Source organism: Rothia sp. 88186D007BW (genome assembly GCF_053544215.1).
The window spans coordinates 20,486-42,506 of the sequence record NZ_JBPPTR010000006.1; the positions used below are offsets into that span (position 1 = coordinate 20,486).

Consider the following 22,021-nt stretch of genomic DNA (forward strand, 5'->3'; position numbering starts at 1 on the left):
AGGACACCCCTATGTCAAAAGCACTCATTATTGTTGATGTTCAGAACGATTTTTGCGACGGCGGCTCACTAGCTACCGAGCAAGGTGCAGAGGTTGCCGCGCTCATTAGCGAATATGTAGAGAACCACCACGGTGACTACGAGGCCATCGTTGCCACCCAAGACTGGCATGTTGACCCCGGCACACATTTCTCTGAGAATCCCGACTTTAAAGACTCCTGGCCTGTGCACTGTAAGGCTGAAAGCCGGGGCGCTGACCTACACGAAAACCTTGATACCGACTACATCGAGGCCTATTTCCGCAAGGGCGAGTTTGAGGCTGCTTACTCCGGGTTCGAGGGGCTACTAGCGCCTGAAGATTCAGTCATGACCGGCGAGCGCGAGGCCGGGGCCCCGGTGCAGCCTGATACCCCTAAGGTTTCTCTGGATGATTGGCTTGCTGAGCGTGGAATCAGCGATGTTGATGTGGTGGGTATTGCTACCGACTACTGCGTGAAAGCTACTGCCCTAGACGCGGTGGATGCTGGCTATGAGACTCGTGTGCTGCTTGATTTGACGGCCCCGGTTGATGGGGGTTCCCTTGATGATGTGCGCGGTGAACTGGAGGACGCTGGGGTGGAGGTCACCGAGGTGCTGTAGCCCAGGGAATGTGATGTTCTAGTGGCTGGTGGTTGTGGTGCCAGCAAGCTGACTCGGGGCTGGCGTTTACGGGTGCCTGCTGGCGTTTACGGGTGCCTGCTGGCACCACAACCGCAAGGGGGTAGGCAAAGAGTTCCTACTTGCGGCCTACGAACCAGTCTTGGAGCTTATCGAGGCGGGCTTGGAGCTGGTCGGCTGAGGCTTGGGCAACAGCGGGCCCACCGCAGATACGGCGTAGCTCATTGTGAATGGAGCCGTGGGGTTTGCCGGTGCGGGCAGCCCAGGCCGCCACATTCTTGGCGAGTTTGTTGCGTAGGTCTTTGAGTTGACGGTGGTCTACAACCTGTGCGGTGGCGGACGCGGGCCGGCGGGAGGCGTGGTCTTTTTGGCGGGCCCGCAGTAGGGTGCCTACCTGGTCAGCGTCTAGTAGGCCGGGGATACCTAGGAAGTCTTGTTCTTCTTCGGAGCCGACTTCCAGGCCGCCGGTGGAGAATTCGGCCCCGTCAAAGAGGACGCCGTGGAAGGAGGCTTGGGAACCGATGGCTTCAAATTTGCCGCGGGTGAGCTGGTCACTGGCGACTTCTTCTTTGTTGGCTTCTTCGATGAGGTGATCGTCCAACCCCTCCTTGAGGGGGTCGATATTTTCTTCGCTGGTTCCTTTGCGGTCGAGGGCGTGGTCGCGTTCAGCTTCCATTTCGTTAGCTAGTAGCATGAGCTGGGGTACGGAGGGGAGGAAGACGGAGGCGGTTTCTCCGCGTTTGCGTGAGCGCACGAAACGGCCGATGGCTTGGGCGAAGAAGAGGGGGGTTGAGGTTGAGGTGGCGTAGACGCCCACTGCTAGGCGGGGCACGTCCACCCCTTCAGAGACCATGCGTACTGCTACCATCCAGCGAGCAAGGCCTGCGGAGAATTCTTCGATGTTGTTGGAGGCTTCTTTGTCGTCAGAGAGAATGAGGGCCGGTTTTTCGCCGGTGATTTTTTGTAGCTGGTTGGCGTAGGCGCGGGCGTCGGCGTGGTCGGTGGCGATGACTAGCCCACCGGCGTCGGGGACGGTGCGGCGTACTTCGGTCAGGCGTTTGTCGGCTGCTGCGAGTACGGTGGGGATCCATTCGCCGTCGGGGTTGAGGGCGGTGCGCCAGGCTTGGGCGGTGACGTCTTTGGTGAAGCCTTCCCCTAGGTTGGCGGCCATTTCTTCGCCGGCGGAGGTGCGCCAGCGCATTTGCCCGGAGTAGGCCATGAAGATGACTGGGCGCACGACGTGGTCTTTGAGGGCGGGCCCGTAGCCGTAGGAGTAGTCAGATTGGGAGCGGCGGATTCCGTCGGCGTCCTCTTCGTAGTGGACGAAGGGGATGGCTGCGGTGTCGGAGCGGAAGGGGGTGCCGGTGAGGGCGAGGCGGCGGGTGGCTGGTTCGAAGGCTTCGCGTAGGCCATCGCCCCAGGAGAGGGCGTCACCGGCGTGGTGGATTTCGTCCATGATGACCAGGGTGCGGCCGTTTTCGGTGCGGGCTCGGTGCAGCATGGGTTTGTTGGCGACCTGGGCGTAGGTGAGGGCAACGCCTTGGTAGCCGCGCCCTGTGGTGCCGTCTGAGTTTTTGAAGTTGGGGTCGATGGAGATGCCGACGCGGGCGGCGGCATCGGCCCACTGCCGTTTGAGGTGGTCTGTGGGAGCTACGACGGTCATACGGTTGATGGTGCCGCGGTTGAAGAGTTCTTTGGCGACGGTGAGGGCGAAGGTGGTTTTACCTGCGCCGGGGGTTGCCACGGCCATGAAGTCGCGGGGGTTTTCGGTGAAGTATTTTGTCATGGCTTCGGCCTGCCAGGCGCGGAGTTTGGGGGCGGTTCCCCAGGCTGCTCTATCGGGGTAGGCTGGGGGCAGGGGCGGGTTGGATCCTTCGCCGAAGAGTGGTAGTTGGCTGTCGTTCATGGTGTGTTTTCCCTTCCCGCTGGCGTGCCCTTGCTGCTTTGTGGGCACCACAAAAGTTTAGCCCCATTCCTTGGGGAATGGGGCTATGAGCTAGCTCTAGTTCTCATCGTTGCCGGGGGCTAGGCCTTCGTAGATTTCCTTGCATTCGGGGCAGACGGGGAATTTTTCGGGGTCGCGGCCGGGGGTCCATTTTTTGCCGCAGAGGGCGCGCACGGGCTTGCCGGTGAGGGCTGACTCCATGATTTTTTCTTTGCGCACGTAGTGGGCGAAGCGTTCGTGGTCGCCGGGTTCGACGTTCTGTACTTCTTCGCGTTCTAGTAGGGCGGTGCCACCGGAGTGGGCGGTTTCGGGGAAGGGGTCTTCAATGCCGGGGATTGATGACATACCGTTTTCTCCTTATCTCAAGGCATGTGGTCTTGACTACCAGTGTAGTGCCCCCGTCAAGACGGCGCCCACCCCTTGCTATGAAGCAGGGGGTGGACGCTGGTGGGGGCTTGCCTGCTTCTAGCAGGCCGAGAGATGGCTTAGCTGTAGCGGGCTACTCGTTGGTAGATATCTGCTACGTGCCGTTCGTAGTTTTTGGCTCCGGCACGGACGCCGAGATAGAAGGCCAGCGCCCCGATGAGGGCGGTGACGATAGCCCCCAGCCAGAACCAGATCATACCGCCGACAAGGGAGGTGGCAGCCATACCGATCAGGGCCGGTAGTGAGAGAGCCATGGGGATGAAGAGCAGGAAGCCACGTGCCATGGTCTTGGCCATACCATCGGGCTGTTCCGGGGTTTTCCAGGGGCTGGTTCCCGGTGGTACTACCGGTGCATTGAAGGTGGTATCCAGGTAGTTGGCCATGCCGTTGGCGATGAAGTAGGTTCCTAGGGCACTGACCATCAGGGGCAGGGCCCAGGTGGTGTGGCCGGTCAGGAAGGCGAAGGCCAGGGTTCCTAGTACAATCTGGGGCAGGTAGATCAGCATCATGGCGTAGGCCCGCCCCAGCCTGTCATCTATGCCGCGCAGGGGTGCCGTAGCGTGCAGGGAGAAGGCAGAGCCTTCCAATGAGGCCAGATTGGTCTGGGAGCAGCCTGCCATAGCCGGTATGAAGGCGACCACCGCGATCAGCGGCATAGGGTTGGCCACCGTCTCTGCCTCCCCGTTGAGGGCGAAAGCGAATGAACCTGAAAGTATGATCATCAAGATATACATGAGCGGCACCATGAGCACGTTGAGGTTGGCCCGGGAGTCCTTGAACATCATGGCGAGGGTGCGGGCAGCGATAGCCCCGCGCACGGTGGCAGGGAACCGCCCTAGTAGCCCCAGCTCACCTTGGGCCACGGTTTTACCTTCATCATGTACCCCGGTGGAATCTCCCACACTGGCCATGGTTTTAGCGGCAAAGAACTGCCAGATAAGCCAGGTCAGGGCACAGTAGGCCAGGGTGAGCACTGTCAGGGTGGCGGCAAGCCCGTAGTTCCCTGCCCCTACCTGTGGGGCAATAGCCCAGGCTGAGGCTAAGGGGGTCCATTGCAGGTAGGTGAGAACCTGATGAAGCTGGTCCAGGTTACGGGCAAGGGCGGTAGTAGCTGCCATGATCAGTGGCCCGGTAAAAACTAGGGCTATGAAGGCAAGAATAGTCAGTGTGTTGCTCACAGCCCGCCGGGATCGGAGGGGAATAGAGGCTACTGCCATCAGGCGTCCGCCCAGAATAGCAAGGGCTACTCCCAGCGCAGAAGCGGGGATAAAGGCCAGGGTAGCCGGTAGAGAATAGAAGTTTGAGGTTATCAGGGCAAGAGATGACAGGAGGGTCAAGATGCCCGGTAGGCCAATGAAAGCGCCCAGGGCTTGGCCGCCCATGAGCTGGCGGACGGTAATGGGGTAGGGTGCCAGGCGCTCCGGGTCAAGGGTGGGGTCAGCTCCTGCCGCGACCAGGGGAATGAGCCACCAGGCCAGGGTCAGCAGGGCACCGCCCACCCCCAGAATCAGCAGGGAGTCTGCCGGGTTCTGCAGGGCCAAACCAAAAGCAAAAAGCCCCACAACCAGGCCCAGCCCGTAGAGCAGACCAAAGACCAGGCCCACAATGGACCAGGCGTTGCCCTTACGGAAAATCGCCAAGAAATGGTCAAGCTTGAGTTTTAGGAGGACTGCAACCATGAGATTCCCTCCGATACAACGCGTCCGCCCACCAGCTCAACAAACCGCTCTTCTAGGGTTACGCCGCCGCGCACCTCTTCTACGGTGCCAGAGGCCAGAAGACGGCCAGCGTTCATAATGGCAACGTGGTCGCACAAACGCTGCACTAGGTCCATCACGTGAGATGAGATGATGACGGTTCCCCCGCCTGCCACATAGGCCTTGAGAATATCCTGAATGTTGGAGGCAGAGACCGGGTCCACCGCCTCAAAGGGCTCATCGAGCACCAGCAGGGAAGGGGCATGAATCATGGCGCAGGCTAGGGCAATTTTCTTGGTCATACCGGCTGAATAGTCGGCAACCTGGCGCCCAGCTGCCCCGGTCAGATCCATAGCAATCAGTAGGTCGCGGGTTCGCTCAGCCACCGTTGCCTTATCAAGCCCGTGCAGGCGTCCGGCGTAGGTCAGGAGCTGCTCGCCGGTGAGCTTATCAAAAAGGCGGACGCCATCAGGCAGCACACCCACCCGGCGTTTAGCCTCCAGGGGGTTAGCCCAGATATCTACCCCACCTACTAGCACCTGCCCGGCGGTGGGCTTAAGCAGGCCGGTTGCCATGGAGAGAGTAGTGGTCTTACCTGCACCGTTGCGCCCCACCAGCCCGTAGAAGGAGCCGCGGGGAACAGTCAAGTTAACCCCATCGACTGCAGCCTGCTGGCCAAAGACTTTTACCAGGTTGGTGATTTCTAGGGCGGCGCTTGCTCGGCTGGTTTCAGCCACCTCAGCCTCCACTGGGGCCGAAAGAGGCTCAGAAGAGGTGCTAGTGGGGGCTGGGTCAGGCTGGTGCGGGGCTGGGTCAGGCCGCTGCGGGGTCTGGCCGTAACTATCGTTCTGCGGGGGAAGGTTTTCATGTGCCATACTTCCACTGTAACCAGTTATGGGCATTTTCCCTACCCCACTGGGATGATTCTTTAGAAAAGAGCCATCATCAGGGCTGAACGGGCCTTAATAACGCGCGGATCAGAGGCACCGACCACCTCAAAAAGTTCTAGCAGACGCTCCCGGACTGACGTTTTACTCTCTGCATCGACAGCCTTAAAGAGGGCAATGAGACGGTTAAAGGCGTCCTCCACATGACCACCGGCTACATCCAGGTCAGCAACATTCATTTGAGCCTGCACATCGGTGGGGTCAGCTGCTGCTTTCTGGCGCTCATCCACCAGGTTCATGGTAGAGACCCGATGGAGCAGGTGCACCTGAGCCAGACCAATTTTTGCGTCCTTATCCCCCGGGTTCTCATTCAGGGCCTTCTGATAGGCCGCCTCAGCCCCCTGATAGTCGCCCCGGTCAAGAGCATCAATAGCCTCCTGGTGCAAAGGATGTAGGGGCTTCTCCTGCTCTGCTAACACCGGCTCAAACCCGCCAGGTAGCCCCTGCTGGGCTGCAAGCTGCACCACCTGCCCCAGCACCTCAGTTAGGGCCTGAGGCTCAACAGGGCCGGTAAAGAGCGGGGCCGGACGGCCAGCTAGCACAGCAATAGCAGCAGGAACCCCCTGAATCTGGAAGGCCTGACCAATCTCAGGAGTCTTGGTAATATCAACGGCCGCCAAGAGCAGATTACCCTCAGCAGAATTCACCAGAGCCTCTATCTGCTCTAGCATCTGAACCGAGGCCGGTGAGTGAGGCGCCCACAGGGCAAAAATCACGGCCCCTCGGTTAGACTCCTGCAGTAGCTGCTGAAACTGCGCAACATCGGTAACATCTAGCCGCCAGCTAGCAGTAGCACTTGCCTCAGTGCGCTCAGAACTAACGCCAGGGGAATCGGCAGCTTCACCCACACCCTCTCTACCGACAGCCCCTAAATCCAGGGCGTTTCGCACCGACGCAGGTAGATTCTGATCCTCAATCCCAGCCATGGGGTCTTCCTTTCACAGCAACAAATACATCTACTGTCTATGGTGCCAAAAGCAACCCCTGAGACAGGGCAGCACGCCACAGTTCTAGCCCAGGGCAGAATCAAGATAAGGTAGAACACAATAGACCCCCTACCACCCACACAGCCAGCATGACCTCATCTTCTTCACAATCACGACTGATCCGTTCTCTCGTCTCACGCACCAAAGGCGCCAAAGCGTCCGCACCAAACGGTAGCCAAGCCACCAGGTTCACCCTACCTGCCATTCCTGGCGCCCGCCCCCGCCCCCGCTTCCAGCTACCTGAGGAACCGGCACACCTCAAAGAAAAAAAGGACGGCGCTACCCCCGCTCCCCCAGAAGCCCACACCATGGCACCGGGCAAGGGGTGCTATATCAACAACCCCGTACATTTTGGCTTCATGCTGGCCCTGGGTGTCGGCCTTGCCTGGCTGGCCTCCTACTTTCTCCTCAACGTCGGACCCCTGGCAGGCTGGATTACAGGGGCCCTCTTCATCGGGCTAGGGCTAGACCCAGCGGTACGCAAATTCGAACAGTTGGGTCTGCCTCGCGGGGCAGGCGTGGCTGTAGTATTCCTCTTCTTCCTCGGTCTAGCAACAGCCTTCATCTTCTGGGTCATCCCCATGATTGCCAGCCAGGCAATCTCATTTATTACTGGCTTCCCCCAACAATTTGAGAATTTCCTCAACTCTGACTTCTTCTCAGGCCTAGATGAGCGATACCACATCCGTTCAACGGTGGATGCAGAAGTAGAAAATTTCTTTAATCAGCTCACCTCAGATTCCTCTGTGGTCAGCACCTTCTTAAATTCCCTCATGAACGCTGGTACAGCCCTGGCAGAAATCACCAGCGGCACCATCATCGTCCTCTTCCTCTCCATCTACATGCTGGCCTCCCTGCCCACTATCAAAGCCTGGTTCATCCGCCTGGCCCCAGCCTCCCGGCGTGAACGCGTAGGCTACCTGACCGAAAAAATTACTGACTCCGTTGGCCAGTACGTCATGGGTCAAGCCCTCGTAGCTATCTGCAACGCCACCTGCGCCGCTATCATCATGCTCATCGTAGGGGTGCCCTTCGCCCAGCTGCTCATGCTCTTTGTGCTGATCCTAGCCTTTATCCCCCTGATCGGTGGCGTTACGGCTGCGGCCCTCGTCTCTATCGTCTCCCTGCTCGATAGTTGGCAGACCGCCCTCTTCTTCCTGATCCCCTACCTGATTTACCTACAAATCGAGGCATACTTCATCTCCCCACGCATCATGAGCAGGGCCGTAGCAGTCCCCGGTGCTGTAGCCATTATTGCGGTAGCAGCCGGCGGAGCCCTCTGGGGAGTTCTAGGAGCCCTCATCGGTATCCCCGTAGCAGCAGCCCTCCTGATCCTGGTCAACGAGGTCCTGGTACCCCGGCAAGACCAGCTCTAAGAACAACCCCACACCCTACCCGGTAGCCCCCCCGCCCAGCGGGGCAGCTACCGGGTTTTCTGGCTGAGCATTCTACAACCTGGCAGCGCCCTACCAGAATCTACGGGTTTTCCAGCACCGCTCATGCCAATGACGGCGCTCCTCAATAGCCCGCTGGGCACCAAACATGTGATCATGCTGCCAGACCACCAGATGAGCCACACCCGGTTGAATAGCACACAGACATTCAGGGCACTTATAGGTTTTAAGGGCGTTAATGGCAGGAATATACTGCACATACCAGTCACCGTCCGCAGCGCTCTCTACCCGCGCAGCAGGGTCAAGGATACGAGAAATATCGCGCCCCACCGGGCGCTTTTTCTGCCATTTACTGGGGGCTGGCCCCGAATTAGAACGAGGGCGGCGGGACTTAGAGGAAGAACGACGAGGCATTCCCCCATTCTTTCACGCACAGGTGTGCCCGCCCAAGCCACCTGTTAGAGTGGTACGGTGCGTTTAGTTATAGCTGATTGTTCCGTAGACTATGTAGGCCGCCTCAAGGCCCACCTACCCCGTGCCACCCGCCTGCTCATGATCAAAAATGACGGCTCAGTACTCATTCACTCAGACGGTGGCTCCTACAAGCCCCTGAACTGGATGAGCCCTCCCTGCCGCCTCCATATCTCCCCCCGTCAAGAGTTTGAGGGCACCTCCATCGCAGAAGACCTCGACCCCGATGTGAGCGAACTATGGACTGTCCAAGCAGCCAAAAGCGACGACAAACTCATGATCCGTATCTTCAGCACCCACGGGGAACTCACCCACGACTTAGGCATCGACCCAGGCCTGATCAAAGACGGCGTTGAAGCCGATCTGCAACGCCTGCTTGCTGAACAGATTGAACTACTAGGTGCCGGCTACCGCCTAGTACGCCGCGAATACCCCACCGCCATTGGCCCGGTAGACATCCTAGCCAAGGACGCCGGAGGTCTCTCCGTTGCTGTTGAACTCAAACGCGTAGGCGATATCGACGGGGTAGAACAACTCACCCGCTACCTGGAACTGCTCAACCGCGACCCCCTGCTGGCCCCCGTTCAGGGAGTCTTCGCCGCCCAGCGTATTAAGCCTCAGGCCCGCACCCTAGCTGAAGACCGCGGTATCCGCTGCCTGGCTCTTGACTACGACGCCATGCGCGGAGTCGATGACGTAGAATCACGCCTCTTCTAAAACGTTAAGGACGCCGCCCTCCCCCAGCAAAGGGGGAGGGCGGCGTCCTTTTGACCAGCTAGCCCAATCTATACCTGGGCATGCTTAGCTGCAATAGTGACTCGATCGTTCGAAACGGTCAAGAAACCTTCGTGCAGGCGGGTGGTCTTCTTCTCACCGTTGGTAGCTTCAATCAGAAGCTCACCATCTTCAGCCAGAAGGGCCATAGTGGGAATGTGACCGGGCATAATACCCAAATCGCCCTCCACGGTGCGAGCACGCACATACTTGGCCTCACCAACCCACACAATCTGCGAGCGGGATACGACTTCAACTTTCAGTGCCATGATTACTTGGCTCCAGACTGTGCCTTGATTTCCTCGTAACGGCGCATGACGTCGTCCATACCACCAATGTTGTAGAAGGCCTGCTCGGGGATGTGGTCAACATCGCCGCGGCAGATCATCTGGAAGGACTCGATGGTGTCCTTGATAGACACGGTTGAACCCTCAACACCGGTGAACTGCTTAGCAGTGTAGGTGTTCTGTGACAGGAACTGCTCAATACGGCGAGCACGAGAAACAACAACCTTCTGCTCTTCAGAGAGCTCATCAACACCAAGAATGGCGATAATGTCCTGAAGTTCCTTGTTTTCCTGCAAGATAGCCTTGACCTGGATTGCGGTGTCGTAGTGCTCCTGACCGATGTACTGGGGGTCCAGAATTCGGGAGGTAGAAGACAGCGGATCAATCGCAGGGTACAGACCACGAGAAGCAATCTCACGGGAAAGCTCGGTGGTTGCATCCAGGTGGGCGAAGGTGGTGGCAGGCGCCGGGTCGGTGTAGTCGTCCGCAGGAACGTAAATTGCCTGCATGGAGGTGATGGAGTGACCACGGGTTGAGGTGATGCGCTCCTGCAAGAGACCCATTTCGTCAGCCAGGTTGGGCTGGTAACCCACAGCAGAGGGCATACGACCAAGCAGGGTTGAAACCTCAGAACCTGCCTGGGTGAAGCGGAAGATGTTATCGATGAAGAGCAGAACGTCCTGGTTCTGAACGTCACGGAAGTATTCGGCCATGGTCAGACCGGTCAGAGCAACACGCAGACGGGTTCCAGGCGGTTCGTCCATCTGGCCGAACACTAGGGCGGTGTCCTTGAGAACGCCAGCTTCTTCCATTTCAACCCAGAGGTCGTTACCTTCACGGGTGCGCTCGCCAACGCCGGTGAATACGGAGGTACCACCGAAGTTACGGGCAACACGGGTAATCATTTCCTGAATCAGAACGGTCTTACCCACACCTGCACCACCGAAGAGACCGATCTTACCGCCCTTGATGTAGGGGGTGAGAAGGTCGATGGACTTGATGCCGGTTTCCAGCATCTCGGTCGAACCTTCAAGGTCTGCGAAGCCGGGGGCTGCGCGGTGGATAGGCCAGTAGGTGTCAGCCTTAATCTGGTCATTGGGAACGTCCAGTGCATCGCCCAGGACGTTGAAGATGTGGCCCTTGACGCCGTCGCCGACGGGCACGGAAATGGGGGCGCCGCTATCTACTACAGCCTGGCCGCGGACAAGGCCGTCGGTCTGCTGTAGGGAGATCGCGCGTACCAGCGAGTCGCCCAGGTGCTGGGCAGTCTCGAAGGTGATTGTGCGGGTAGTGCCGTTGAGGGTCAGATCAGCGGTCAGCGCGTTGTAGATGTCAGGTACCTGGCCGGCAGGGAACTCAACGTCAACGACAGGGCCGATAACGCGAGCAATACGACCAGTTGCGCCCTGAGCCGGCGCGGTAGCCGATTCGTTCAGAGTGGCAGTCATTGTTCTCACTTACCTATGTAGAGAGTGGAAAGTTGTCTGGTGGATTAGGAGGCGAGTGCGTCGGCGCCGCCAACAATTTCGCTGAGCTCCTGAGTAATTTCTGCCTGGCGAGCATTGTTCATCAGGCGGGTGTACTTCTTGATGAGCTCGTCAGCGTTATCACCTGCGGACTTCATCGCGCGCTGGCGGGAGGCCAGCTCGGAGGCCGCTGCTTCAAGCAGGCACGCATAGATACGCGAAGCGATGTAGCGGGGCAGTAACTCATCGAGAACTTCCTTGGGGCTAGGTTCAAATTCGAAGACTGAGTTCTGCTGGAACTGGTCATCTTCAAGACGTTCGCCGGGCAGGATGTCTGCGCCGAGTTCACGTGCTTCTGCTACCTCAATCGGTAGCAGGCGCAGAACGCAGGTTTCCTGGGTGACCATGGAAATGAATTCGGTGTAGATGATGTAAAGGTCATCTACTTCGCCGTTTTCGTAGGCTGCCAGGATGGCGTCTCGTGCTTCAACGGCCATCTCGACGTTGGGGTTGTCGGTGTTGCCTTCCCAAGCCTGCTCATAGTCACGTTCACGGAAGTCAAAGTAAGACTTGGCTTTACGACCGATGAGATAGAGCTTGGCATCGCGCCCCTCACCGCGGAGCTTCTCAATAAGACCCTCGGTTTTTTTGAGGATGGATGAGGAGTATGAGCCCGCAAGGCCACGGTCACTGGTGAGGACGAGAACTGCAGAGCGACCGGTTTTTGCCTTTGAGCGTGCATTGAGCAGGGGGTGCTCAATGTGGTGCTGGGTCGCAATGGCAGTGACGGCCTTAGTCAGCGCATTTGCGTAGGGGCTAGCTGCCTCTGCGCTTTTACGTGCCTTGTTAATGCGTGAGGTTGCGATCATCTCCATCGCCTTGAAGATTTTCTTCATAGACGATGTTGAAGTAATCTTTTGGCGGTAAACCCTGATTTGGGCTCCCATAGAGATTCCTTTCACTCCTAGGGCGGGGGCCCCTCCCCCAGGTTCTGTTGGAGGGGCTTCTCACCTACTAGGAAAATCGCTAACCGATGGTTTCCTGGGATACTTCGGTGTCTGACAGGGGCTTGTGCTCTTCGTGGCCAGCGTCAACGAGGTGGCTAGTGCCCTCTGAGCGGAAGCCCTGCTTGAAGTCGGCGATGGCAGTCTTGAGTGCTGCTACGTTTTCGTCTTCGAGCTTGCCTGATGCTGCGATGTCCTGCAGTACTGAGGTGGTGCGGCGTAGGTGGTCGAGGAACTCTGCTTCAAAACGTAGAACGTCTGAAACTTCAACGTCATCGAGGTAGCCGTTAGTACCTGCCCAGATTGCAACAACCTGGTCCTCAACTGCGTAAGGAGTGTACTGGGGCTGACGCAGCAGCTCGGTTAGGCGAGCACCACGGGTCAGCTGAGCCTTTGAAGCATCATCGAGGTCAGAGGCGAACATGGCGAAGGCTTCCATTGCACGGTACTGGGCAAGGTCGAGCTTGAGAGTACCGGAGACCTTCTTCATAGCCTTGGTCTGCGCTGCACCACCGACACGGGAGACAGAGATACCTACATCGACCGCGGGGCGCTGGTTAGCGTTGAAGAGGTCGGACTGCAAGAAAATCTGGCCGTCGGTGATGGAGATGACGTTGGTGGGGATGAAGGCGGAAACGTCGTTTGCTTTGGTTTCAATGATGGGGAAGCCGGTCATTGAACCTGCGCCCAGCTCGTCAGAGAGCTTTGCACAGCGCTCTAGGAGGCGGGAGTGGAGGTAGAAGACATCGCCGGGGTATGCTTCGCGGCCCGGGGGACGGCGGAGCAGCAGTGATACTGCACGGTAGGCTTCTGCCTGCTTGGAGAGGTCATCGAAGATGATGAGAACGTGCTTGCCGCCGTACATCCAGTGCTGGCCGATGGCGCTACCGGTGTAGGGTGCCAGGTACTTGAAGCCTGCTGCGTCTGAGGCGGGAGAAGCCACGATGGTGGTGTACTCCAGGGCGCCCTTCTGCTTGAGGGTTTCGCGTACTGCGGCGATGGTTGAGGCCTTCTGACCGATAGCAACGTAGACACAGCGGACCTGCTTGTTGGGGTCGCCGCTTGCCCAGTTGTCCTTCTGGTTCAAGATGGTATCGACTGCGATAGCGGTCTTACCGGTCTGACGGTCACCAATGATGAGCTGACGCTGGCCGCGACCAATGGGAATCATGGCGTCGATGGCCTTGAGACCGGTCTGGAGGGGCTCGTGAACGGACTTACGCTGGGTGACGCCGGGGGCCTGAAGTTCGAGGGCGCGGCGGCCTTCAGCTTCAATATCTCCTAGGTCGTCAATGGGGTTACCCAAGGGGTCAACGACTCGCCCTAGGTAGGCGTCACCGACCGGTACTGAGAGAACCTCGCCGGTACGGTGTACTTCCTGGCCTTCTTCGATGCCGGTGAAGTCACCGAGGACGATGACACCGATGTCGCGGGTATCGAGGTTCTGTGCCAGGCCAAGGGTGCCATCTTCAAAGCGAAGTAGCTCGTTAGCCATTACTGAGGGAAGACCCTCAACGCGTGCGATGCCGTCGGATGCTGATGCAACTCGACCCACCTCTACGCGCTCTACATTGCCGGGTTCGTAAGACGCTGCAAATTCATTCAGCGCCTTACGGACATCATCGGCGTTGATGGTCAAATCGGCCATCTTATGTCCCTGCTCTCCTAATTTGTTGGTGTGCCTGCCGGAGTGCGACAGGCCTACCGAAACTTATGTGACGTGCTTGGGTTATGCCCTGAGGCTGGCCCATTATCGCCTGTGTATCTTCTCAATCACCGTCGAGGTCTCGACTGTGGAAATCGCCTATGCGAAAGCGCGGCTAAGTTCTGATAGTCGGGTGGATAGTGAGCCATCGATGACTTCGTCCCCTACCTGCACACGCAGACCTCCCAGTAGGGCGGGGTCTACGGTGATGTCGAGCTTCAGCTCCTTGCCGTAGGTCTTGTTGAGTGACCCTTGCAACTTTGCAATCTGCTCTGCAGTGAGCGCAGTTGCTGAGGTTACTCGTGCGATCCAACGGTTTTGACGCTTGACGATGATTTCTACGAATTCGTTGGCCAGTTGGGCTGCGGTGGTTCCGCGGGCCGCAGTGGCAACTCGTTCGAGCAGAAGCTTGCCTTCAGCGGTGGCTACATGGCCACCGAGACTGATAGCTAGCTTCTTGAGTGCTTCCTTGCTTGCCCTGGTATCGGCAAGAGCGTCCTGTGCTTCTGCTGAGGCATCAACGGTGTTGATGAAGGTCAGCAGTTCGTTGACGGTCTGCTCTAGTGCGTCGACACCTCCGCGCTGTTCAGCAGAAAGCGCTACTGAGGTAACAGCGGTTTTTTCAAGGGCATCAGCTAGATCGCGTTCTTCGCTCCAGCGGGCTTCTGCTGCTGCAGAAACGATAGCCAGAGCGGCGTCGGAAATCTTGCCGCCCAAAACGGAGCGGGCGATACCTGCTCGCTGCGCTGCTTCGCGGGAAGGATCGGTTAGACCTCGCCGGAACCCGCCGTTGTTGTCAATAGCATCGACAACAGCGAAGAGTTCTTCTGCGAGGTGGGTCGGGTTGTCGGTAGGCTGGGCCACCAGAACCTGTTCCACCTTGTTCAGTGATTCAGTCGATACTGCTGACATTAGCGGGCTACACCTGCCTGCTGCTGTGCGTCAAGGTCAGCGAGGAAACGATCGACAACACGTGCGGATCGCTCATCGTCATTGAGGGATTCGCCCACAATCTTGCCAGCCAGTGAGGTTGCCAGAGCGCCAACTTCGGCACGAAGTGATGCTGCGGCAGATGCACGTTCTGCTGCAATAGTCTTCTGGGCGTTTTCGGTGATACGAGCTGCCTCAGCGTTTGCGCGCTCCTTAGCTTCTGCCACGATGGCGTCGCCTTCAGCGCGTGCTTCCTCGCGAATCTTCTGAGCTTCCAGACGAGCGCTTTCGAGCTGCTGGCCGTACTCTTCGCGTGCTGCTGCGGCCTCTGCCTGAGCCTTCTCAGCCTTGGCTAGACCACCTTCAATTGCCTCTTTACGGTCCTGGTAAATCTTTTCGAATGCCGGGACAACGTACTTAGTGACGATGAAGAGCAGGAGCAGGAACCCGATGGCGGTAATGGCGATTTCCCAGACATTGGGGATCAGAGGGTTCGCGCCCTCTGCTGCTGCCATTAAATGAGACATAGGGGGTTTTCCTGTTCTATAGTTTGGTCAATCTTTCGGCGGGGCCAAAAATTACTTGATAAACGCAAGAACCAGGCCGAGAACTGCCAGTGCTTCAACCAGTGCGAAGCCCAGGAAGAGCATGGGCTGCAGGGTGCGCTGTGACTCAGGCTGACGGGCAACGGAGGTCATGTAGGCTGCGAAAATCAGACCTACGCCGATGCCACCGCCGATAGCTGACAGACCGTAACCAACTGCGGTAAGTGAACCGGTGAGTTCCATAATGTTTGTTTCCTTTCACAGTGCCCCTTGCGGTTTGTGTCTTGTGTAAGGGGCAGAGTTTTGATGTGGGCACTCCCCGCTAAAGCGGGTTGCTTTTCTCGTCCGCTGAGGTATCAACGGAGAAAATCTATAGTGTTAGTGGCCTTCAGAAACCGAACCTTGCAGGTAGACCGCAAGGAGCAGGGTAAAGACGTAGGCCTGAATTACCTGAATCATCAGTTCCAGGAAGTAGAGGAAGATACCCAAGGCACCTGAACCAAGCGATGCGACAGCGGCGATACCACCGGCTTCAATAATCAGGTACTGGGTCAGTGAGGCAGCAACCATAATGGCCAGGTGGCCACCGAACATGGTCGCAAAAAGACGCAGGGCGTGAGTGGCGGGGCGGATGAGCATGTTAGATATGAACTCAATGGGAATGAGAATGACGTAGACCAGCGGGGGAACACCGGAGGGCATGGTCATATCTTTGAAGAACTTACCTAGACCCTTACGCTTGATACCTACGCCAACCCAGGTCAGGTAAGCAATGGCAGCTAGCGCATAGGCAGAACCTACGTGAGACATAGTCGGTAGCTGCACAACGGGGATTGAGCCATAGAGGTTATTGACCAGGATAAAGAAGAAAGCGGTAAAGAGCAGGGGCACAAAAGGCTTGTAGTGGTGGGCGCCAATCAGCTCTTTACCTAGGCTGTTGCGGACCAGCCCGTAGCCCATTTCGCCAACAAACTGGGTGCGTGAGGGAACCACGGCCCGCTTGCGGGCAGCGAAGAGGAAGAAGCCAGCAACGATAACTACCGATAGGAGAACCAGCAGCATCTGCTTGCTGAACTCAAAATCACCGATCGTGAAGATTGCAGGTAGGTGCATCTCATCGATAGTGGGCGGAACGTAGCCTTGTTGCTCTCCCGCTGCGACAACTAGCCCGTTTGATATCAAGGCAAGTCCTTTCATTGCTTCGTATTGGCCGCTGGCTCCAGCAACCTCAGAGGTTTAAAGAATCAAAATTATATGTGCGCCAACCGGTTCTAGTTGGTCTTATTTACGCTGCTGCATATGGATAAATACCAAGTAGATACCCCCAAAGGCGCCAACGAATCCGCCTACCCAAGCAATCCAGGTTGTACCTAGTAAGTGGTCTAGACCATAGCCTACCAAACTCCAGATACCAATGCCTATCATGACATAGATAAGCGTCATAAAGGCCCCAGCCGTTCCGCCACCAGCTACTAGGTCGCCAGCAGAACGTAACTGCTTATCTTGCTTGTACCATTTATCGTCTGTCTTGCCCAAGGGCATATGCTCCTTCACCTGATGTCATCCTACCGAATCGAAATAGAGAATCCTCTGTTGGGAAATAACTCTTGTTTCGATAGTGAGCTGAACCAGTAGCGCCAGAGAAGCTCCCGCCAGAAACCAGCCGTTACGAAAATCTTGCGGTATTGGAGCTAACACTAAAAGGCCGGTAAACATCATCATCTTGATGGGGTACATGGCCAAAAGAGCTACTGCCGCGCTTTTCATCGACCTCTTCTCAGCCAGTATCACAACCATGATTCCGACTAGGAAACTGAGATAAACCAGAGCAAGCCCGGTCAGGAATCCACCCGCAGCGGATTTACCTACGGTAAGTACACCCACCATCGTACCGACCAGGGCCACAATAGCCAAAGCACAGCAGACGCGCTGGAAAATTTTGAGCCAAGGCATCTCATTGATGCCCATGGGTTTACTTCCCATCACGCTGCCGCACCTTCCCTAGCAGAGTCGGCAAAAGAAGATAAAGAGCCACCATCAAGGCAACAAGCACAGCGGACCAGATAGCGTTCTGGGTTTCAAAGGGTAGGGTTAGTACGGTCACTACCGTTACCGTACCTGTCGTCACTGTCACCAGAACTGCACTGCCCAGGTGGCTTAGACCCTGGTCTGTCAGGCGCTGATAAACATGGGTCCGGTGGGGGGTATACCACTTCTCTCCGCGCACGATACGACGTAAGAGGGTAGTTCCAGTATCTGCCAGATAAACCAGCAGAGGGGCCAGAATGTACTCCACATAGACCCCGGAGAGGAAGGCCCCTACCGCCATGGAAGCAATAGCACCTCCCAGGAAGTAGGAACCGGCGTCCCCCAGGAAAACATTTTTGCCGGTACGCACATTCCAAGGTAAGAAGGCCAGGTAGGCTGCTGCCACAGCCGCTCCCCCAGCAAGTAGCCAAGGCATCTGGTTAACCCAGCCTGCATAGGCGTAGGTGGCCCCCACCGCAAGGCCGTGCAACCCAGAAATACCGTTGATGCCGTCCATAAAGTTCACCACGTTGATATAGGCGACAATCGCGAAGATACCCAAGGGAACCCAGAAGATGGAGGTTCCTAGCATGGCAGTCATGCCCAAGGTGACGATAAGACCAATGAGTAGCTGAGTTGCAAAACGAACCTTAATGGAAACCCCGCGGTAGTCCTCTGCCCACCCCAAAGCACCTGATGTAACCATGCCAAAGAGCACGAAGAGGGCGATAGAACGATCAGTAAAAATCTGCCCGTCGATCAGGGCCACCAGATACCCCAGCGTGGCGGCCAGTGCGGTTGCCAGCCCCATGCCTCGGAAGACCGGGGAACTATGGGAAGAGCGTGCCGTGGGGATATCAACTAAGTTCCAGCGGTGAAGCAGCGGACGCACAGCAAGGGGTAAGAGCAGACCTGCAAGAAAAGCAAGGGTGGCAGGAACCACAAGGAGGGTGAGCAGTTCTGAGGTAGTCATTAGGCCTCCTGCCCAGGGTGTTCGGTGCGGTCATAGCCACGGTGGCTCCGGTAGTTCTCCAGCCACCCAGCGTAGTTCAGTTCAGCAGGGTCAAAGGTGGGGGCTTGAGCCCTCATAATATTTTCGTTTTCGTGGCAGCGTTGGTGCACCTCGTCCTGGCCAAAGAGTACTTCATCACGCTTTTCACCGGCGCGTAAACCAATCACTTCAATCGCTACGTCAAAGCGCTCATAGAGACTTCTCATGTGTTCAGCGACCTTGAGAATCTTCACGGGTTCACCCATATCAAGGACCATCACCTCACCACTGTGGCCGATAGCTCCAGCTAGCATGACTAGCAGGCAGGCGTCGGGAATGAGCATGAAGTAGCGGGTTGCGTTGCGGTCGGTGACGGTCAGGGGGCCGCCGTCTAGAATCTGCTTGGTAAAGAGGGGTTTGATGGACCCTCGTGAACCAAAGACGTTGCCAAATCGTACCGAAACATAGCTACGCCCGGTCTGCTGGCCGTACCAGCTGGTCAGCATTTCGGCGCTCCGCTTGGATTGGCCTAGTGCGGTGGTGGGGTCAGCTGCCTTATCGGTAGAGATATTCACAAAAACTTGAACATCAACCTCAGCTGAAGCCTTGAGGACGTTAGCGGTCCCCAGGGTATTGGTTTTGTAGGCTTCCTTGGGGTAGGCCTCTAGGGCAGAGACATGCTTGAGAGCAGCCGCGTGAAATACAACTTCAGGTTTACGTTCAACAAAAACTGCCTCGAGAGCCTCCGCATCTCGCACATCTGCCAGAATCACACTGGGATCATCCAGGCTCGACAAACCCGTCAACGAATAGCGGGTATCCATGAGCAAGGACTCATCGTGATCTAGCATCATCAGTTCAGCAGGGCTATAGGCTGAAATCTGGCGGCACAGCTCTGACCCAATCGACCCGCCAGCACCGGTGACCAGCACACGGCGGCCCTGCACATAGCTACGAATCAACTCGTGATCGATCTTGTAATCTATCTTTCCGCGAATCTTCTCAAGAAGCTCACGTTCATTATTTTCATCGCTACGCTTACGGGTCTGCCCCATATCAGGAACCGCAGAGTTGATACGTATGGTTTCTACGTCCAGCTCTTTCATGCTCTGGGCTATGCGAACCAGGCGCCGTTCAGGGATTTCCTCGCCAATGGCAATCAGCACCTTGCTGGCTTGGTGATGCTTCACCAAAGCAGCTAAGTCAGCACTAGTGCCCTCAACCTTGACCGAGTGAATGCGGGCATTGCGTACCGAGCGGTCATCATCAACAATCGCCACCGGCAGATACTTGGCCTTAGGGTCTGTCATCAGGGAAGACACCACGTTCCTCCCCAAGAAACCGGCGCCATAGACAATAACCTTCTGTACGTCCTCGCCCTTGGGCCGGTTGGTATTTTCCTCGTAGATTCGTTTGCTATAACGAAAGCCCATCATCAGCAAAATAGCGATAGGGAAAGCAATCAGCACCACAGAACGAGGAACACCAAAGGCTCGAGAGGACGCCAGAAGCAGTATCTGCATAATGCAGAGGTTCGTAAACAGCAGAGGGTAGAGCTTACTGCCTTCTTGCAAGGTGCCGTAGCTATGAACACCACGGTAGAGGCCTATTATCAGGCCACCGCCCAGGTGAAGGGCCACCATAACTAGCACAACAGCAGCTAGCCCTCGTGTATCAATCTGGCTCAGATCCATGCCATAGCGCAGAACGAAAGCCGCAGGGAGGGCCGCTAACCAAGCAAATGAGTCCAAACCCATCTGCACATACTTCCACCAGACTTTCCGGTCAGAGCTTGAGGTCAAGAGAGGAATAGAGGTGGTCTGCAGGGACGGTTCTTTAGACATTATTGCCCTTCTCTTTCTCCCCCTGCGGGGCGCGACCGGTCATAGCTCTAAAAGCCTTCGTACGCACTGCTTCTGGTGCCAGGCGGTAAAGAGCACGCACGGCAAGGTTCTGCACGCAACGGAGAGGGCTCAGAACCTCCCCTGTATAGAGCCTACGCTGAACCTGTAAATCTTTGCGCAGGGCCGCTACCCCACCGCGGCGGGTGTAGGCGCTAGCTACCCGGTAGCTCACCAGAGGCTGAGCCAGATTCCCCAGGACGAACCCGGCCCGGCTCATCCGCGCCCAGAGCCAGTAGTCTTCGGCCCCCGGAACTTCCACATAACTACCCACAGCGTCTACAGCACTCTTGCGGAAGACCGCGGTGGGGTGCAACATGGGGTTGCGTTTGGGTAAGGTATCGCAGATAGCCTGCTCACCGGTAACTGCTTTCCGTTCAGTTTCGGGGTGGGCGGGGTCGTCCGTGAACTCATACATGGCGCTACCCAAGACGTCATACTGCCCGCTAGCAACCAGAGGTATCTGCTGGGCGAATCGCTCAGGGGTGGAGATATCATCTGCATCGGCCCGGGCAACAATATCGTAGGTGCAGGCGCGTAGCCCCTCCCGCAAAGCAGCAGCTAACCCATGATTCCGTTCAAGGGATATCACCGTCACCGGCAGCTTGCTCTGCTCTTTAAAGTCAGCAATCACCTGAGAAAGGGCAGGGCTCAAAGGCCCATCTTCTACCAAGACCACCTGATGAGGGCTGAGGGTCTGTTCCTGGGTATTAGAGGCTAGTGCCAGGCGCACATGCTCTGGCTGGTCGTTTGCATAGACGCTCATCAGCAAGGAAAAGGCGGTATCTGTACTGTACTTAGCCCGTACCTTGTGCGCTACCTGGGGTGTCTCAAGCTGGTACACCCCATCGAGTACCTCACTATTGGGGCGGTAGCCAGCCGCCGCGTCCTTAACACCCTGGAAGAAATAACCGGCATAGGTCTTCTTCTCATCAGTATGCACTAGGGTGTTCAGCCACAGCCGCGCCGTTGATCCACCGTACAGTAGCTTTTCAAGCGGAGTGAGGGTGCGGCGAGCGCAAAAAACCCAGAGTTTGTTGCGCACATCGTTGTAGAAACGAGGGCCGGGTTTGGTATCGGTGGTGCCGAAGGTCTTGGTGTGGTGGTAAGCGACTGAGCGGTCGGTGGCGATACCGTTGCTGTGGTGAATCAGGCGGGTGGTGTATTCGAAGTCGTCGTTCCAGATGAAGAAATCTGCCAGTGGCAAATCGGTGGCTCGCATGGCCGCAGCGTCCATCATGATGGAGACAAAGGAGGCTGAGCGGATGGGCCGGGCACCTACTGCGGCGGCTCGGGCGGTACGTTCAGGCCCGGCGGCGAACATGGTGCGCATAGTGTTCATGGGGTGGTCTTGGCCGTTGGTCCACACTACTTTTGAGGCCACCACCGCGGGGCGTTCTGCCCGTACCTGGGAGTAATCGGCCCAGGCCCGGTAGGCCTCTGAGAGGGTTGTTTCGGTGGGTTCGGTGTCATCGTCCATGACCCAGACTAAGTCTGCTGCGTGTCGGCTCAGGGCCCGGTCGATACCTACAGTAAAGCCCCCTGCCCCGCCGACGTTCTGGGGAAGGTTCACAATATCGGTCGCCAGAGAGCTCTGATAGTTTCTTAGAAACTCTTCAGTGCCGTCAGTAGAAGCATTATTGACAATGATGACCGTATCGGGTGTTAGCGCCCCGTCCTCTATTCCTGCCAGGGTCTGCGCCAAAAGTTCACGGCGGTTATAGGTCACCACTACAGCAACAATGCGCTCCTGAGGGCGCGGCTGGGGCGTTGGGACAGATACCATGGGCAGACAGGTCCTTTCGTGGGTGAGGCCACCTGCATACATGCATTTACCCCGCTATCAGGGCGCAGTGCACACAATTCTA

Annotated in this window: 22 protein-coding genes; 3 read left to right on the plus strand and 19 right to left on the minus strand. The window is 57.2% G+C overall.

What is annotated here, in order from left to right:
* Window positions 1–11: 11 nt before the first annotated feature.
* Window positions 12–638 carry an isochorismatase family protein gene (locus ACEE09_RS04500; protein WP_449082464.1) on the plus strand — a complete coding sequence of 209 codons (627 nt, stop codon included), beginning with the start codon at window positions 12–14 and terminating at the stop codon, window positions 636–638.
* A 136-nt stretch (window positions 639–774) separates the two neighbouring features.
* On the opposite strand, the gene ACEE09_RS04505 is transcribed toward ACEE09_RS04500, so the two are convergent.
* From ACEE09_RS04505 to ACEE09_RS04525, 5 genes are all read right to left on the minus strand, one after another.
* Complete coding sequence (locus tag ACEE09_RS04505) at window positions 775–2,562, minus strand: DEAD/DEAH box helicase (protein WP_449082466.1); 1,788 nt, start codon at window positions 2,560–2,562, stop codon at window positions 775–777.
* A gap of 96 nt (window positions 2,563–2,658) precedes the next feature.
* Window positions 2,659–2,946, minus strand: a complete 288-nt coding sequence (locus ACEE09_RS04510; protein ID WP_185174469.1) for a DUF3039 domain-containing protein — start codon at window positions 2,944–2,946, stop codon at window positions 2,659–2,661.
* A 140-nt stretch (window positions 2,947–3,086) separates the two neighbouring features.
* Window positions 3,087–4,706: a hypothetical protein gene (locus tag ACEE09_RS04515; protein WP_449082468.1), complete on the minus strand. Its 1,620-nt coding sequence runs from the start codon at window positions 4,704–4,706 to the stop codon at window positions 3,087–3,089.
* A complete protein-coding gene (locus ACEE09_RS04520) occupies window positions 4,688–5,599 on the minus strand; it encodes an ABC transporter ATP-binding protein (protein ID WP_449082470.1) in 912 nt (303 codons plus the stop codon). The genes ACEE09_RS04515 and ACEE09_RS04520 overlap by 19 nt, the downstream gene beginning before the upstream one ends.
* A gap of 53 nt (window positions 5,600–5,652) precedes the next feature.
* Window positions 5,653–6,597: a co-chaperone YbbN gene (locus ACEE09_RS04525; RefSeq protein ID WP_449082472.1), complete on the minus strand. Its 945-nt coding sequence runs from the start codon at window positions 6,595–6,597 to the stop codon at window positions 5,653–5,655.
* A 149-nt stretch (window positions 6,598–6,746) separates the two neighbouring features.
* On the opposite strand from ACEE09_RS04525, the gene ACEE09_RS04530 reads away from it, so the two are divergent.
* A complete protein-coding gene (locus ACEE09_RS04530; protein WP_449082474.1) occupies window positions 6,747–8,033 on the plus strand; it encodes an AI-2E family transporter in 1,287 nt (428 codons plus the stop codon).
* A 90-nt stretch (window positions 8,034–8,123) separates the two neighbouring features.
* Here ACEE09_RS04530 and ACEE09_RS04535 read toward each other — a convergent pair whose 3' ends face one another.
* Complete coding sequence (locus ACEE09_RS04535; protein WP_449082476.1) at window positions 8,124–8,465, minus strand: ATP/GTP-binding protein; 342 nt, start codon at window positions 8,463–8,465, stop codon at window positions 8,124–8,126.
* Window positions 8,466–8,522: 57 nt separating this feature from the next.
* On the opposite strand from ACEE09_RS04535, the gene nucS reads away from it, so the two are divergent.
* Entirely contained in the window at window positions 8,523–9,239 is a 717-nt protein-coding gene (gene nucS / locus ACEE09_RS04540) for an endonuclease NucS (protein ID WP_449082478.1), read from the plus strand.
* A gap of 68 nt (window positions 9,240–9,307) precedes the next feature.
* Here nucS and ACEE09_RS04545 read toward each other — a convergent pair whose 3' ends face one another.
* The 13 genes from ACEE09_RS04545 to ACEE09_RS04605 all read right to left on the minus strand — a co-directional run bounded on the left by ACEE09_RS04545 (window position 9,308) and on the right by ACEE09_RS04605 (window position 21,939).
* Window positions 9,308–9,565, minus strand: a complete 258-nt coding sequence (locus ACEE09_RS04545) for a F0F1 ATP synthase subunit epsilon (RefSeq protein WP_449082480.1) — start codon at window positions 9,563–9,565, stop codon at window positions 9,308–9,310.
* Window positions 9,566–9,567: 2 nt separating this feature from the next.
* Complete coding sequence (atpD, locus tag ACEE09_RS04550) at window positions 9,568–11,031, minus strand: F0F1 ATP synthase subunit beta (protein ID WP_449082481.1); 1,464 nt, start codon at window positions 11,029–11,031, stop codon at window positions 9,568–9,570.
* 44 nt (window positions 11,032–11,075) lie between these two features.
* Window positions 11,076–11,996 (minus strand): F0F1 ATP synthase subunit gamma, encoded by a 921-nt coding sequence (locus ACEE09_RS04555; protein WP_449082483.1) that lies wholly within the window; start codon window positions 11,994–11,996, stop codon window positions 11,076–11,078.
* A 79-nt stretch (window positions 11,997–12,075) separates the two neighbouring features.
* Window positions 12,076–13,701: a F0F1 ATP synthase subunit alpha gene (gene atpA / locus ACEE09_RS04560; RefSeq protein ID WP_449082485.1), complete on the minus strand. Its 1,626-nt coding sequence runs from the start codon at window positions 13,699–13,701 to the stop codon at window positions 12,076–12,078.
* A gap of 156 nt (window positions 13,702–13,857) precedes the next feature.
* The gene (locus ACEE09_RS04565; protein ID WP_449082487.1) at window positions 13,858–14,670 is read right to left on the minus strand and encodes a F0F1 ATP synthase subunit delta; all 813 of its coding nucleotides are present in this window, start codon (window positions 14,668–14,670) and stop codon (window positions 13,858–13,860) included.
* The gene (locus ACEE09_RS04570; RefSeq protein ID WP_449082489.1) at window positions 14,670–15,215 is read right to left on the minus strand and encodes a F0F1 ATP synthase subunit B; all 546 of its coding nucleotides are present in this window, start codon (window positions 15,213–15,215) and stop codon (window positions 14,670–14,672) included. The genes ACEE09_RS04565 and ACEE09_RS04570 overlap by 1 nt, the downstream gene beginning before the upstream one ends.
* Before the next feature lie 51 nt (window positions 15,216–15,266).
* Window positions 15,267–15,476, minus strand: a complete 210-nt coding sequence (atpE, locus tag ACEE09_RS04575; RefSeq protein WP_135011536.1) for an ATP synthase F0 subunit C — start codon at window positions 15,474–15,476, stop codon at window positions 15,267–15,269.
* Between the two features lie 135 nt (window positions 15,477–15,611).
* A complete protein-coding gene (gene atpB / locus ACEE09_RS04580) occupies window positions 15,612–16,415 on the minus strand; it encodes a F0F1 ATP synthase subunit A (protein WP_449082491.1) in 804 nt (267 codons plus the stop codon).
* A gap of 99 nt (window positions 16,416–16,514) precedes the next feature.
* Window positions 16,515–16,787, minus strand: coding sequence for a hypothetical protein (locus tag ACEE09_RS04585; RefSeq protein WP_449082492.1), 273 nt, complete (start codon window positions 16,785–16,787; stop codon window positions 16,515–16,517).
* A gap of 6 nt (window positions 16,788–16,793) precedes the next feature.
* The gene (locus tag ACEE09_RS04590) at window positions 16,794–17,201 is read right to left on the minus strand and encodes a hypothetical protein (protein WP_449082494.1); all 408 of its coding nucleotides are present in this window, start codon (window positions 17,199–17,201) and stop codon (window positions 16,794–16,796) included.
* Window positions 17,202–17,205: 4 nt separating this feature from the next.
* Complete coding sequence (locus ACEE09_RS04595) at window positions 17,206–18,234, minus strand: MraY family glycosyltransferase (RefSeq protein WP_449082496.1); 1,029 nt, start codon at window positions 18,232–18,234, stop codon at window positions 17,206–17,208.
* The gene (locus ACEE09_RS04600) at window positions 18,234–20,096 is read right to left on the minus strand and encodes a polysaccharide biosynthesis protein (protein ID WP_449082497.1); all 1,863 of its coding nucleotides are present in this window, start codon (window positions 20,094–20,096) and stop codon (window positions 18,234–18,236) included. Before ACEE09_RS04600 ends, ACEE09_RS04595 begins: the two co-directional genes overlap by 1 nt.
* Window positions 20,089–21,939: a glycosyltransferase gene (locus ACEE09_RS04605; protein ID WP_449082499.1), complete on the minus strand. Its 1,851-nt coding sequence runs from the start codon at window positions 21,937–21,939 to the stop codon at window positions 20,089–20,091. Before ACEE09_RS04605 ends, ACEE09_RS04600 begins: the two co-directional genes overlap by 8 nt.
* Between the last annotated feature and the right edge of the window lie 82 nt (window positions 21,940–22,021).

Bases quoted from the DNA above. Each gene is read 5' to 3' on its own strand.
- ACEE09_RS04500 (WP_449082464.1), top strand. From the start codon at position 12: ATGTCAAAAGCACTCATTATTGTTGATGTTCAGAACGATTTTTGCGAC.
- ACEE09_RS04505 (WP_449082466.1), bottom strand. From the start codon at position 2,562: ATGAACGACAGCCAACTACCACTCTTCGGCGAAGGATCCAACCCGCCC.
- ACEE09_RS04510 (WP_185174469.1), bottom strand. From the start codon at position 2,946: ATGTCATCAATCCCCGGCATTGAAGACCCCTTCCCCGAAACCGCCCAC.
- ACEE09_RS04515 (WP_449082468.1), bottom strand. From the start codon at position 4,706: ATGGTTGCAGTCCTCCTAAAACTCAAGCTTGACCATTTCTTGGCGATT.
- ACEE09_RS04520 (WP_449082470.1), bottom strand. From the start codon at position 5,599: ATGGCACATGAAAACCTTCCCCCGCAGAACGATAGTTACGGCCAGACC.
- ACEE09_RS04525 (WP_449082472.1), bottom strand. From the start codon at position 6,597: ATGGCTGGGATTGAGGATCAGAATCTACCTGCGTCGGTGCGAAACGCC.
- ACEE09_RS04530 (WP_449082474.1), top strand. From the start codon at position 6,747: ATGACCTCATCTTCTTCACAATCACGACTGATCCGTTCTCTCGTCTCA.
- ACEE09_RS04535 (WP_449082476.1), bottom strand. From the start codon at position 8,465: ATGCCTCGTCGTTCTTCCTCTAAGTCCCGCCGCCCTCGTTCTAATTCG.
- ACEE09_RS04545 (WP_449082480.1), bottom strand. From the start codon at position 9,565: ATGGCACTGAAAGTTGAAGTCGTATCCCGCTCGCAGATTGTGTGGGTT.
- atpD (WP_449082481.1), bottom strand. From the start codon at position 11,031: ATGACTGCCACTCTGAACGAATCGGCTACCGCGCCGGCTCAGGGCGCA.
- ACEE09_RS04555 (WP_449082483.1), bottom strand. From the start codon at position 11,996: ATGGGAGCCCAAATCAGGGTTTACCGCCAAAAGATTACTTCAACATCG.
- atpA (WP_449082485.1), bottom strand. From the start codon at position 13,701: ATGGCCGATTTGACCATCAACGCCGATGATGTCCGTAAGGCGCTGAAT.
- ACEE09_RS04565 (WP_449082487.1), bottom strand. From the start codon at position 14,670: ATGTCAGCAGTATCGACTGAATCACTGAACAAGGTGGAACAGGTTCTG.
- ACEE09_RS04570 (WP_449082489.1), bottom strand. From the start codon at position 15,215: ATGTCTCATTTAATGGCAGCAGCAGAGGGCGCGAACCCTCTGATCCCC.
- atpE (WP_135011536.1), bottom strand. From the start codon at position 15,476: ATGGAACTCACCGGTTCACTTACCGCAGTTGGTTACGGTCTGTCAGCT.
- ACEE09_RS04590 (WP_449082494.1), bottom strand. From the start codon at position 17,201: ATGGGCATCAATGAGATGCCTTGGCTCAAAATTTTCCAGCGCGTCTGC.
- ACEE09_RS04595 (WP_449082496.1), bottom strand. From the start codon at position 18,234: ATGACTACCTCAGAACTGCTCACCCTCCTTGTGGTTCCTGCCACCCTT.
- ACEE09_RS04600 (WP_449082497.1), bottom strand. From the start codon at position 20,096: ATGTCTAAAGAACCGTCCCTGCAGACCACCTCTATTCCTCTCTTGACC.
- ACEE09_RS04605 (WP_449082499.1), bottom strand. From the start codon at position 21,939: ATGGTATCTGTCCCAACGCCCCAGCCGCGCCCTCAGGAGCGCATTGTT.